Annotated in this window: 9 protein-coding genes; 6 read left to right on the forward strand and 3 right to left on the reverse strand. The window is 63.6% G+C overall.

Going from position 1 to position 13260, the window contains the following annotated elements:
- Nucleotides 1-51: 51 nt before the first annotated feature.
- The 5 genes from QM996_RS15475 to QM996_RS15495 all read left to right on the forward strand — a co-directional run bounded on the left by QM996_RS15475 (nucleotide 52) and on the right by QM996_RS15495 (nucleotide 4564).
- A complete protein-coding gene (locus QM996_RS15475; protein ID WP_500268228.1) occupies nucleotides 52-894 on the forward strand; it encodes a MurR/RpiR family transcriptional regulator in 843 nt (280 codons plus the stop codon).
- A gap of 293 nt (nucleotides 895-1187) precedes the next feature.
- Nucleotides 1188-2651 (forward strand): MFS transporter, encoded by a 1464-nt coding sequence (locus QM996_RS15480; RefSeq protein ID WP_500268229.1) that lies wholly within the window; start codon nucleotides 1188-1190, stop codon nucleotides 2649-2651.
- On the forward strand, nucleotides 2648-3307 hold the full coding sequence (locus QM996_RS15485) for an aspartate/glutamate racemase family protein (RefSeq protein ID WP_500268230.1): 660 nt from the start codon (nucleotides 2648-2650) through the stop codon (nucleotides 3305-3307). Before QM996_RS15480 ends, QM996_RS15485 begins: the two co-directional genes overlap by 4 nt.
- 133 nt (nucleotides 3308-3440) lie before the next feature.
- A complete protein-coding gene (locus QM996_RS15490) occupies nucleotides 3441-4031 on the forward strand; it encodes an ankyrin repeat domain-containing protein (protein ID WP_500268231.1) in 591 nt (196 codons plus the stop codon).
- 29 nt (nucleotides 4032-4060) lie between these two features.
- The gene (locus QM996_RS15495) at nucleotides 4061-4564 is read left to right on the forward strand and encodes a YHS domain-containing (seleno)protein (protein WP_500268232.1); all 504 of its coding nucleotides are present in this window, start codon (nucleotides 4061-4063) and stop codon (nucleotides 4562-4564) included.
- An 86-nt stretch (nucleotides 4565-4650) separates the two neighbouring features.
- Here the strand turns inward: QM996_RS15495 and QM996_RS15500 are convergent, their stop codons facing one another.
- The gene (locus tag QM996_RS15500) at nucleotides 4651-6864 is read right to left on the reverse strand and encodes an adenylate/guanylate cyclase domain-containing protein (protein ID WP_500268233.1); all 2214 of its coding nucleotides are present in this window, start codon (nucleotides 6862-6864) and stop codon (nucleotides 4651-4653) included.
- Nucleotides 6865-7187: 323 nt separating this feature from the next.
- On the opposite strand from QM996_RS15500, the gene QM996_RS15505 reads away from it, so the two are divergent.
- Nucleotides 7188-7994 (forward strand): alpha/beta fold hydrolase, encoded by an 807-nt coding sequence (locus tag QM996_RS15505; RefSeq protein ID WP_500268234.1) that lies wholly within the window; start codon nucleotides 7188-7190, stop codon nucleotides 7992-7994.
- A gap of 67 nt (nucleotides 7995-8061) precedes the next feature.
- Here the strand turns inward: QM996_RS15505 and metH are convergent, their stop codons facing one another.
- Nucleotides 8062-11832: a methionine synthase gene (metH, locus tag QM996_RS15510; RefSeq protein WP_500268235.1), complete on the reverse strand. Its 3771-nt coding sequence runs from the start codon at nucleotides 11830-11832 to the stop codon at nucleotides 8062-8064.
- Nucleotides 11833-12089: 257 nt separating this feature from the next.
- Entirely contained in the window at nucleotides 12090-13259 is a 1170-nt protein-coding gene (locus QM996_RS15515) for an AGE family epimerase/isomerase (RefSeq protein ID WP_500268236.1), read from the reverse strand.
- Nucleotide 13260: the final 1 nt, after the last annotated feature.

Here is a 13260-nt window from a genome sequence, read left to right on the forward strand (position 1 = left end):
TCGCCGCGAAAATCAGAGATTGCCGTGAAACGACAGTTTCATGGAATCGACATGAGCCCCAAAGAACGCTCCTTCCTCACGCGCGTCCGCCAGGTGCTGCCGGAACTGCATCCGGCCGAACGGCGGCTGGGCGACTTCCTGTGCGATTTTCCAGGCGAGGTCGCGAGCTACTCGGCCCAGGAACTGGCGGCGCTGGCGCATGTGTCGAAGGCAACCGTCTCGCGCTTCATCCAGCGCCTCGGCTACGAGAACTACGAGGAGGCGCGCCGCCATGCCCGCGCCGACAAGCAGACCGGTTCGCGCCTCTTCCTGGCCACCGCCACCGACAGCGGCGGCGAGCAGTCGCTCTCCTCGCATGTGGCGCAAGGGGTCGCCAACATCGAGGCGACTTTCCTCGCCATCTCCGAGACCCAGGTGACGGCAGCGGCAACCGCCATTCTCGGGGCCCGCAAGGTCTGGGTCATCGGCTTTCGCGCCAGCCATTCCTTCGCCACCTATCTGCAGTGGCAGATGACGCAGGTGATCGAGAACATCTCGGCCATTCCCGGTGGTGGCCAGACGCTGGGCGAGCATCTGGTCAGCATCGACCGCGATGATGTCGTCATCCTCTTCGGCCTGCGTCGACGCGTTTCCCTGATGGAGCCAATCCTCGCTCAGTTGGAAAAGTCCGGCGCACGGCTGCTCTATATCACCGACGAGGGTGTGCCCTTCCTCAACCAGGCGGAATGGCATTTCCGCTGCCAGACGCTGGCGCCAGGCCCCCTCTTCAATCACGTCTCGGTCATGGCGCTCTGCCATCTCCTGACGACGCGATGCATCGAAATCGCCGGCACGGCCGGCCGAAATCGGCTCCGCGGCATCGAAGCGATCAACGATGCACTTGAGGAATTGTGAGCGTCGATTGGGCATTTGTCTGAAACGCCAGAACATTTTTTGCGCACGAGGAATCTGAATTTCAACGACGGGTGCAAAGGCAATCTGCCGCCAAGGCTTTGACACAAAACGAGAAACCTCAGTTTCTCGCGAAATGGCACGAAATCTGCATTCCATCGGTTGCGTGACGAAGCGGCCTGGTCCTTTCGCAGCGCATCATAGAATCTTCTATGAAACCAGGATTTCATGATGTAGACTTCATGAAACTGAGTTTTCACATTTTCACGTTGTTAAGCCATAAAGGGGAACGAACCATGGCAGCGGAAAATATGGTACCGTCCGGCAGGTCATCGCCGGTCATCAGACAGTTGGAATCAGCCTTCACCAAGATCGGCGTCACCGGCGCCCACAAGCAGATCCTTGCGCTTGTCCTCATCGGCTGCCTGTTCGACAGCTTCGAGCAGAACACCATCGGCGTCGCCGGCCCGATCCTGAAGGAGCACTGGGGCCTTACCGGCACCGACATCGGTTTCCTCAACACCATCACCTTCGGCAGCGCCGCCCTCGGGCGCCTGCTCTCCGGCATCCTCGGCGACCGCTACGGCCGGCGCGTGATGTTGACGATCAATCTCCTGCTCTTCACCATCGGCTCGGCCGCCTGCGCGATGGCGCCGAATTTCGCGACGCTCTGCTTCGCCCGCGCCATCGTCGGCTTCGGCGTCGGCGGCGAGATCTCCACGGCGGTAACCATGCTGTCGGAGTTCTGCTCGCCAAAGTTCCGCGGCACGGCGGCCGGCCTCGTCAATGTCGGCGCCGGCGGTTTTGGCAATTTCTTGGCGCCCGCCTTCGGCCTGATGATCTTCACCCTCTTCCCGGGTGAAAATAGCTGGCGCTGGCTCTTCGCCTCGCTCGCCCTGCCGGCCCTGCTCGTCGTCTTCTATCGCCGCCTGGTGCCGGAAACACCGCGCTTCCTCGCCTCGCAGGGCAAGATCGACGAGGCCAACAAGGTGCTCTCGATCCTTGCCTCCGGCTCGTTGCGGCCGCGCAATCTCAAGGTTCAGGAATATCTGACCAAGGACCACCTGAAGGATGAGGAGCCGGCCAAGAGTGACTGGAAGGAACTCTTCCGCGCGCCCTTCATCGGCCGCACCATCCCGGTCGCCATCGCGATCCTGATGAGCTACGGCGCCCAGCTCTCGGTGCTGACGCTGATGCCGATCATCTTCGTGTCCATGGGCTACACGCTCCAGGGCAGCCTGCTCTACAGCATGATCATCCAGAGCGGCAGCGTGCTCGGCGCCATCGCCGCCTCGATGTTCGGCTATTATTTCCCGCGCAAGAAGGTGCTGTCGCTTGGTGCCGCTTGCGCCTGCCTGGCGGCCGTCTCGATCGCCTATCTCGGCGCCAACATCTATCTGGTGTTGCTCTTCGGCGCGATCTTCCAGTTCTTCGTGCTGCTGCTCAACACCTCGATCTGGATCTATGCCCCCGAACTCTTCCCGACCCGCATCCGCGCCTTCGGCGTGGCGCTGATCCTGGCAACCGGCTCGGCCGCGGGTTCCTTCATTCCCACCATCGCCGGAGCGCTGTTCGACGCCTACGGCATGGTCGGGGTCTTCGGTCTCGCCGCCGGCATGTATGCGGTCTTCGCCTTCTGCATCCAGCTCGGTCCAGAGACCTACGGCATGTCGATGGAAGACTTGACCCAGCCGGCGGACGCCGACCTCGCAAAGGCTGGCACTTCTGAAATCAAAGTCGGCGTGGAACTGAGAACGTGAGCGCACATATCCTTCTGATCAACCCGAACAGTTCGCGTGCCACCAGCGACATGATGGTCGCCATCGCACGCCGGGCCGCATCAGGACGCATGGCCGTGGCAGTCGCCACGGCCATGCGGAACCCGCCGATGATCGTGACACCCGAGCAGCTGGACGCGGCCGCTGCCGAGGTCGTCGAGATCGGCGAAAGACATGAGGCCGGGTGCCTCGGCATTGTCGTCAGCGCCTTCGGCGATCCCGGCCTTGCCGCCCTCAAGCATCGCCTCACGATCCCCGTGATCGGCATCTGCGAGGCCTCGATGATCGAGGCCTCGCAGGGAGGCCGCAAGTTCGGCGTCGCCACCACGACGCCGGAATTGATCCAGGCGATCGACGACCGCGCCCGCGATCTCGGCGTCTGGGAGCAATATACCGGCATCCGCTGCACCTCAGGCGATCCGCTGGCGCTCTCCGCCCACCCGCAACGCCTGCTGGACGCCCTCGGCGACGCCGTCCGCCAGTGTGTCGAACTGGATGGCGCCGAGGCCGTCATCATCGGCGGCGGTCCGCTGGGCCAGGCGGCCGAACAGCTCCAGCCGATGTTCTCGACACCGATTATCGCGCCCATCCCGAGCGCCATCGACCGCATGCTCGACCTGATGCGGGTCGCCGCCTGACCGGCATTTATCATCGCAGACACCCAAAAGGATTATGGATCCGGCGGCGGTAACGCCTGTTTCCGCCGACTGCCCCGTGGTATTTTTGCTCTTTCCAATTGGGCGAGACCGAAGCCGGGGCGGAGGTTGCGCGATGAAATCTCTTTTTGCTTCGCTCGCCGCGGTGGCGTTCTTTGCCGCGGCAGCCATGGCGGGCCCTTTGCACGACGCGGCAAGGGACGGCGATACCGAACGCGTCAAGCAGTTGCTCGACCAGGGAACCGACATAGCCGAGCCCGATGCGGCCGGCGAGCCGGCATTGCTGATCGCCGCGCTCAAGGGACGCACCGAGGTCGTCGCATTGCTCATCGAGCGCGGGTGCGACATCGAGATCCGCAACAAGGGCGGCCTGACGGCGCTGCACGCCGCCGCCTATGGCGGCAATCTCGAAACCGCGAAGCTGCTCGTCGCCAAGGGGGCTGGCGTCAACGACGTCGCCAACTTCTACAGGATGTCGCCGCTACACGCGGCAGCCGAAGAGGGCCACGCCGAGATCATCGCCTTCCTGCTGACCAACAAGGCCGACATCGAAGCCAAGGAACGCAACGGCTACACACCGCTGACGCAGGCGGGATGGCGCTCGCACTGGCCGGCCGCCGAGCTTCTCCTGAAGGCGGGAGCCACCTGCCAGAAGGCCGATCTCGTCGGCGATTGGCTCTACGGCGAATGCACCAAACGACAGTGAGGAATACATCCGGAAACGGAGGACATGGCATGTCTCGATATCCGATAGCGGCCGCGATCGCGGCGACGGCGATACTCCTTGCATTCACCGGCGCAGCGCGCGCGGAAGAGCCCGTCAACACCGGCTATTTCGGCGACGTGGCGATCAAGGGGTATGATCCGGTCGCCTATTTCACCGAGAACAAGGCGGTCGAAGGATCGCCGGAATTCACCTATCGCTGGCTCGGCGCCACCTGGCAATTCGCCAGCGCCGAGCACCGTGACCAGTTCATGAAGGAGCCGACCCACTATGCGCCGCAATATGGCGGCTATTGCGCCGACGGCGTCTCCTTCGGCACAGTGACGACCAACATCGACCCGAAAGCCTGGCGCATCATCGAGGACAAGCTGTACCTCAGCTACGATCCGGGCGCCGCCGAGGGTCTGGTGAAGAACCCAAACAAAGTGATCGATTCACGCAAGCACTGGTCCGAGGTCGAGCAGACGCTGCTCACCGAAAAGGCATCGATCAACTGGACGAAGCCCTCGCCCTGAAGCGGCCCCAGCGAACGTGAAGCGGCTTCCGCAGAGGCGCCCGAGGCGTCGATCAGGCTCTTCCCATCGATGCCTCCCGATCGCCGTCATTGCTCGATCGAGAAGAACTTCAGCGCCTGCGGCGTGACGTTGATGTAATCGGCGGTACGCTCGCCCTTCGCAGTGTTGCGATAGACGTAGCCGCAGACCATGCGGTTGAGAAAATACCCGTCATATTTCTCGCAAAGCTGGTTGCCCTTCACTTCGATGCGGCCGGTGATGTTGGTGTTGCTGGTGCGATAGGCGGTATTGCCAACCTTGTCGAAGAACTGCGCGAAACTCGTGCCGTTCTTGTGTACCCCGACCCAGGTCTTGTCCACGGTCAGTCGCTGCAGTTCCGCCGGGCCAAGCCGGTCGCCGGCGGCACCAACGAAGCCGAAGGGCCATTCCGGGATTCCCGCCACGCGCAGGCCGAAGAGGTGCCGGTAGAGGTCCTCTTCACGCCAATAGTCGTAGAGATAGCCGTAATAGGTGAGGTTGGTGTCCGGAAAGAGCTTCAGCAGTTCCGCCGCCTCCGCCGCCGCTCCCTGCTGGTCACCGCGTTGGGCATAGGCCGAGGCCAGATATTCCCGCGCCGCTTCCACCTTCGGCAGCGCTTCGCTTGCCGCCTCGATCAAGGGGATCGCCCGGTCGAGCCGTCGCGCGGTGTAATAGACGATGCCGGCGAGAAGCTGCAGGCTGGAGGATGGCGACGGATCGAGCCTCAGCGCCCGGTCGATATCCTCGATCGCCTGCGCGTGTTCGCCGGTCTGGGCAAGCACCAGCGCCAGGTTGGCCAGCGCCTCCGCATCGTTCGGCTGGGCGGAGACGGCCCTGAGCGCCGATTCCTTCGCCTCCGTTGCCCGTCCATCGACGAGCTGAAGCAGCGCCAGCACCGTATGGGCGCGAGCATTGTTGGCATCGAGCTTCAAGGCCTGGCCCGCGGCGTCATAGGCGATCTTGCGCGCAACGGCCGCCGACCAGAGGTAGTTGTAGTCATTGCGCCAGACATCGACCGCAACGCGGGCGATGCCGGCATGGGCATCGGCGAAATTCGGATCGAGATCGATCGCCCGCTGGTAGAAGGAAAGCGTCTGTCGATAGGTATCGACATCGCGCCAGATGAGGCCCTGCTGCTCCGCCCGCATGTAATTGTCATAGGCCTCGAGATTATCGGTGGGAATGCGCGCCAGTTGGTCGCGCTCACCCTCGCTGAGCTTGACCTCGAGCGCGGCAATGATCTTGCCGATCACGTCGTCCTGAACGGCAAAGAGGTCGGCATATTGCCGGTCGTAGCGTTCCGCCCAAAGCGAAAGCCCGCTCACCGCGTCGATGAGCTTGACGTTGATGCGCAGCCGCTGATCGGCGCGCTGCAGTGTGCCCTCCAGCACATAATGCACGCCGAGTTCGGCGGCGACGTCCTGGATCTTGTCGGCGCTGCCCTTGAGCGCAAATACCGAATGCCGGGCGATGACGAAGAGGCCGGAGACCTTCGACAATTCGGTGATGAGATCGTCGGTCAGGCCTTCGGCCAGGTGGTCGTGATCGCTGTCGCCGCTGACATTGATGAAGGGCAGCACCGCGACGGAAGGCTGGTCCGGCAGGGGATAGGCGAAGCGCTGCGCCGGGTCTATCGACGAGATCAACGTCCAGGGCTGCCACCAGGCGATCGCTACCGCCAGCAGCAGCGCAGCCAAACCGATCGCCACGCCCTGGCGGGCGGCTCGCCCCTTTTTCTCGCCAAACGTCTTGCCCGCGGCTTCGGGTTCGAGGAGCACGCGGTAGACACGGATCGGCTCGCCGAGGCCCTTCACCGGTTGCCACCCCAGCGATGCAAATCCGACCTTCAGCTTGGAGCTGATCTGGTCATAGGCCGTGCCCGATATCGCAATGCCGCCCGGATGGGCCAGCCCTTGCACCCGGTCGGCGATATTGACGCCATCGCCGTGGATGTCATCGCCCTCGACGATGATGTCACCAAGATTGATGCCGATGCGGAAGTCCAGCCTCTCGCCGTCAGGCCCCCGCTCATCCTCCGCCGCCGCCTTGCGTTTCTGGATATCGATCGCGCATTGCGCCGCATCGACGACGCTGCGGAATTCGACAAGCAGACCGTCGCCCATCGTCTTCACCAGCCGCCCGTGATGTTCGCGAAAGAGCGGCTCGAGAATGGTGCACAGGTCCGACTGGAATCGAAGGCGCGTCCCTTCCTCGTCGAGCCGGCTCAGGCGGCTGTAGCCGACGACATCCGCGATCAGGACGGCAGCGAGACGGCGCTCCATCGACGAGCTCTCAACGTACGATGTACCCCAGCGGCAGATGTTACCGCAGCTTGGCAAACAGCGCCATTGGCGCGCATCGGCAGGACGCCTGCTCTTGCGCCGTAACCGTTACCTACTGCACTGCCCGCCAGGTCCGACATTTCCGATCGAGAGCTGGCGACGGCAAGATCGCCAATTGTCTGCCTGTGACCGACGGATGGAACTACACGGTGCGGCTCTGCCGGCCGCGTCAAGAGATCCTTGACGGTTCCTGGCACTTTCCCGAGCCGCAGCCGGTGAACTAAGCTTCCCGCGTCGCGAATCAAGCGCGGGAGACCGGGTGCATGGAGTTCCAGGACGACGACCTCGCCGCGTTCGCCGAGAATGGCGCAGCGCCCCTGCCGGCCGCAGCGGCCGAGGGCCATGTCGCGCGCAACGGCGCAAGCATCTGGCATGCGACCTATGGTAAGGGCGCACCGGTGATCCTGCTGCACGGCGGCCTTGGCCACAGCGGCAACTGGGGCTACCAGGTCCCGGCACTGCTGGAGGCCGGTCGCCGCGTCATCCTGATCGACAGCCGCGGCCACGGCCGCAGCACCCGCGATACCCAACCCTATCGCTATGAACTGATGGCATCGGACGTGCTCGCCGTCATGGACAGGCTGCAGATCGAGACGGCCGCCTTTGCCGGCTGGAGTGACGGCGCCTGCATTGCGCTCGTTCTCGCCTCGATGGCGCCGGAGCGTGCCGCCGGCGTCTTCTTTTTCGCCTGCAACATGGACCCAAGCGGAACCAGGGAGATCGAACCGAGCCCGATCCTCGACCGCTGCTTCGGTCGCCATTCGAGCGACTACAAGCAATTGTCGGCAACCCCTGACGATTTCGGCGCCTTCGTCGACGCCGTCAGCGAAATGCAAAAGACCGAGCCGAACTACACAGCCGAGGACCTCGGCAGGATCCGTGTCCCGGTCGCGATCGTTCAGAGCGAGAATGACGAGTTCATCAAGCGCGAGCATGCGGACTATCTCGCCCGCAGCATTCCCGGCGCCGAGTTCATCCTGCTTCCCGGCGTCAGCCATTTCGCACCGCTGCAGCGGCCGGACCGGTTCAATGCGGTCCTCAACGCATTCCTGGCAAAGCTGCCGGGTTAGTCCTGCCCGATCGCCCGACTACCGGATGGGCGGGCCGGTCTCGACTCCCCCTCCCCGTTGGCCACGATTACTCGGCCGCCTCGGACTCCGGCATCGGCACATAGTTGAGGATCGGCGAAAGCCAACGCTCGACCTCGCGGATCGGCATGCGCTTGCGCTCGGCATAATCCTCGACCTGATCGCGCTCGACCTTGGCGACACCGAAGTAATAGGCTTCGGGGTGGCCGATATAGAGGCCGGAAACCGACGAGCCCGGCCACATCGCATAGCTCTCGGTCAGGCTGACACCGATCGCGGCTTCCGCATCGAGCAGCCGGAAGAGCGTCGCCTTCTCCGTATGGTCGGGCTGCGCCGGATAGCCGGGCGCCGGGCGAATGCCGGCATAGGGTTCGGGGATCAGTTCCTCAGGCGTGAAAGCCTCGTCGGCCGCATAGCCCCAGAGTTCCTTGCGCACATATTCGTGCATGCACTCGGCAAAGGCCTCGGCGAAGCGGTCGGCCAGCGCCTTGACCAGGATCGACGAGTAGTCATCGTTGGCGCGTTCGAAACGCTCGGCAATCGCAACTTCCTCGATGCCGGCGGTGACGACGAAGCCGCCGACATAGTCGTTGGAACCGCTGCCGGCCGGGGCGACGAAATCGGAAAGCGCCACGTTCGGGCGGCCGTCGCGCTTCGTCAGTTGCTGGCGCAGCGTGAAGAAGGTCGCGAGCTCAGACGTCCGGTCTTCACCGGTGAAGAGCCGGATGTCGTCGCCGACCGTGCCTGCCGGCCAGAAGCCGACGACGGCCTTCGGCGCGAACCACTTCTCCTCGATGATCTTCTTCAGCATCGCCTGGGCATCGTCGAACAATTGCCGTGCGGCCGCCCCTTGCGCCTCGTCTTCCAGAATTTTCGGATAGACGCCCTTCAGCTCCCAGGTCTGGAAGAACGGGGTCCAGTCGATGTAACGGGCGAGTTCTGCGAGATCCCAGCTTTCAAACACGCGCGTGCCGAGGAAGGACGGCGTCTTTGCCTGGTAGCTCGCCCAGTCGACTTTGTGTTGGTTGGCGCGGGCCTGCGACAGCGGCAGACGGCGCTTTTCCGCTTCGTTGCGGGTATGCACCTCGGCGACCTTGCGGTATTCCGCCCGGACCGTCTCCATGTAGTTACCCCGCGCTTCCGGCGACAACAGGCTCGAGACGACGCCGACGGCGCGGCTCGCATCGGTGACATAGACCGTCTGGCCGCGATCGTAGCGCGGATTGATCTTGACCGCCGTATGCACGCGGCTGGTCGTCGCGCCGCCGATCAGCAGCGGCACGTCGAAGCCTTCGCGCTCGAGCTCGGAGGCGACATGCACCATTTCGTCGAGCGAGGGGGTGATCAGGCCCGAAAGGCCGATGATGTCGACCTTTTGCTCGCGCGCCACTTCGAGGATCTTCGCCGAGGGCACCATGACGCCGAGATCGATGATCTCGTAATTGTTGCAGGCAAGCACGACGCCGACGATGTTCTTGCCGATGTCATGCACGTCGCCCTTGACGGTCGCCATCAGGATCTTGCCGGCGCTTTCCCGCGCTCCGCCGCCATTGGCAAGCTTCTCCGCCTCCATGTGCGGCAAGAGCACGGCGACCGCCTGCTTCATCACACGGGCGGATTTCACCACCTGCGGCAGGAACATCTTGCCCGAGCCGAAGAGGTCGCCGACGACATTCATGCCGGCCATCAGCGGACCTTCGATGACGTGCAGCGGCCGCGCGGCGGCAAGGCGCGCCTCCTCCGTATCGGCCTCGATGTACTCGGTGATACCGTTGACCAGCGCATGTTCAAGGCGTTTCTCCACCGACCACGCGCGCCAGGAAAGATCCTTCTCGCGGCTCTGTCCGCCACCCTGCCCGCGATAACGCTCGGCGATTTCGAGCATGCGCTCGGTCGAATCGGCGCGGCGGTTGAGCACCACGTCTTCACAGGCCTCGCGCAACTCCGGATCGATCGCGTCATAGACGGCGAGCTGGCCGGCATTGACGATGCCCATGTCCATGCCCGCCTGGATGGCGTGGTAAAGGAAGACCGCGTGCATCGCCTCGCGCACCGGCTCGTTGCCGCGGAAGGAGAAGGAGAGGTTGGAGACGCCGCCCGAGACGTGCACATGCGGCAGGGTCTTAATGATCTCGCGCGTCGCCTCGATGAAGTCGACGCCGTAATTGTTGTGCTCCTCGATGCCCGTCGCCACCGCGAAGATGTTCGGGTCGAAGATGATGTCCTCGGGCGGGAAACCCGCCTCCTCCGTCAGAAGCTTGTAGGCACGGGTGCAGATCTCGACCTTGCGCGCCTTGGTGTCGGCCTGGCCAACCTCGTCGAAGGCCATGATGACGACGGCCGCCCCATAGGCGCGGCAGAGCCTGGCGTGATGCAGGAACGCCTCTTCGCCTTCCTTCATCGAGATCGAATTGACCAGCGGCTTGCCCTGGACGCATTTCAAGCCCGCCTCGATCACCTCCCATTTCGACGAATCGATCATGACAGGCACCCGGGCAATGTCCGGCTCGGAGGCAACGAGGTTCAGGAACTCGACCATCGCCTGCTTCGAATCGATCAGGCCCTCGTCCATGTTGACGTCGATGATCTGGGCACCGTTCGCCACCTGGTCGCGCGCGACGTCGAGGGCAGCCGAATAGTCGCCGGCGGTGATCAGCTTGCGGAATTTGGCCGAGCCGGTGACGTTGGTGCGCTCGCCGACGTTGACGAACGGAATTTCCGACGTCAGCGTGAAGGGCTCCAACCCGGAAAGCCTCATCAGCGGCTCGACCTTGGGGATCTCGCGCGGGGGATGCTTGGCGACTGCCTTGGCGATGGCGCTGATATGCGCCGGCGTCGAACCGCAGCAGCCGCCGACGATATTGACGAGACCATCACGGGCGAAGGCTTCCACCTGGGCCGCCATCTGCTCCGGCGTCTCGTCATATTGGCCGAACTCGTTCGGCAGGCCGGCATTCGGATAGGCACAGACGAAGGTGTCGGCGACACCGGAGAGTTCGTCGATATGGGCGCGCATGGCATTGGCGCCGAGCGCGCAGTTGAGCCCGATGGTGAAGGGTTCGGCATGGCGCACCGAGTGCCAGAAGGCGGTCGGCGTCTGGCCGGAAAGCGTGCGGCCGGAGAGATCGGTGATCGTACCGGAGATCATGACCGGCAGATCGACGCCCTTTTCGGCGAAGACTTCCTTGGTCGCGAAGATCGCCGCCTTGGCGTTCAGCGTGTCGAAGATCGTCTCGATCAGGATGATGTCGGCGCCGCCATCGATCAGCCCGCGGATCTGTTCGGCATAGGCGATACGCAAATCGTCAAAGGTGACGGCGCGATAGCCGGGATTGTTGACGTCGGGCGAGATCGACGCCGTGCGGTTGGTCGGTCCGAGCGCGCCGGCGACGAAACGGCGGCGGCCGTCCTCGGCCTCGGCCCGCTTGGCGGCGCGCCGCGCCAGCCGGGCACCGTCGCGGTTGAGCTCGTAGACCATGTCCTCCATGCCGTAATCGGCCTGGGCGATGCGGGTCGACGAAAAGGTGTTGGTCTCGAGGATGTCGGCGCCGGCGATCGCATAGGCGTAGTGGATGTCCTCGATCGCCTTCGGCTGCGTCAGCGTCAAGAGATCGTTGTTGCCCTGCTGGTGACAGGCGCAGCCGCCGAATCGGTCGCCGCGGAAATGCTGCTCGACGAAGCCGAGCTGCTGGATCTCCGTGCCCATTGCGCCATCCATGATCAGGATGCGTTCGCGCGCCGCTTGGGCGAGTGCGCGCTTGATCTCGGAGCCGTCCGGCTTGGAGGAAACGTCACCGAAAAGGGCGCCGATGGCGGACATGGGAAATCTCCCGTTCTGAAAACGACAAACAATAAACGAGTCAATCACATAAAGATATCTTTATGTCAACATATGGCGCGATCACATTTGCCCGCCACGCCAAAGAAAATGGCCCGCCGCGATTGCGACGGGCCATGAAGAAGTCAGCTGATTTCCGGCGGGAGTCAGACCCGCGCCGCTGCATGTTTCCTTTAATCGTAACCGATTAAAGGACAAAACATGCAGCGCTTCAAAGTGCTACAGCGACCTTCTCGCGTCTAATAAGACGCAAGGCGCTGTAGGCAATCCTCGGTCTCAAAGATGGCGCAGAGGATATGGTAGAAGCTGCTCGCCGGTGCCGGTTCCTCGACGAAGCTACCGTCGGCCTTCTGCTTGTCGCGCCAGAGGCCCGCAACTGGCGTCTCCAGGAACGCCTGAAGTGCTGCCGCTGCCCGGGCAGCCGAAGCGAGGTAACGCTCTCGCTCAGCGCCACTGGTGAGTGCGGCGAAGCGGACAGACGCCTTCAGCCACTCGGTCTGCGGCCAGAGCCGCGCGATCGGATCGGCCACCGAGAGATCGTCGAGCAGCGTCATGATCGCGACTTTGCGATCCGCTGAGACGCCGTGCGCCTCGCCGATATCGAACAGCCGCCGCGCCTTGACGATCGCCTCGGCGCTGCCGCGGCGCTCCGCCCAGCGCAGCAGCAGCCAGGCCCATTCGAAGAGATGGCCGGGCTCGACGATCCGGCCCTTGTCGCCGGCAAAGGGTGCCCAGTCGTGATCGAAGAACTCACGCAGAACGCCGGTCTCGGCGTCGATGAAATGATCCATCGCCAGATCCGCAATCTCGTCGGCGAGATTGGCCCAGGCCACCTGATCGAATCCGTCCACGATCTCACTGGCGAGGCAGGCCTCGAAGAGATGCATGTGCGGGTTGGAACAGAGCGGCAGTCGCAGCGGATTGTCTTCCTCGAACCCCGCGACCGGATGCTTGACGTGGGCTTCGATCCGGGACCGAAGGTCGTTGCTGCGTTCGATCATCTCGGCCTTGCGTGCCGGCACGACCTCGGCAAGGTAGGCGAAGGCGAGCAGGGCGAAGGCCTGATTGTAGAGATCAAACGACGGGTCGAGCAGGTTGCCATCGGCATCGGCGAGCGCGCCATAAAAGCCGCTCGGCTGCTTGAAGACGCGGTCGAAATAGGCAAGTCCGCCTTCGGCGGCACCGCGCCAGTCACCGCCCCATCCGCGCCGGCCGGCTTCCGCGAAACAATAGACCTGCCGCGGCTGCACCCGCGCACGCCGGTTGGCGCGGGTCGGCTCACCGGCCATATCGATCGTCTCGACGAAACCGCCGGCGGCATCGACACCCGCGTCGCGCCAGAGCGGCAGGGCCTTGTCGGCAAGCCACTGCGATAGAACACGAGACTGAGAAAAGATATCGTCTGCCAAG

Source organism: Sinorhizobium chiapasense (genome assembly GCF_045277575.1).
GTDB classification, from domain to species: domain Bacteria; phylum Pseudomonadota; class Alphaproteobacteria; order Rhizobiales; family Rhizobiaceae; genus Ensifer; species Ensifer chiapasense_A.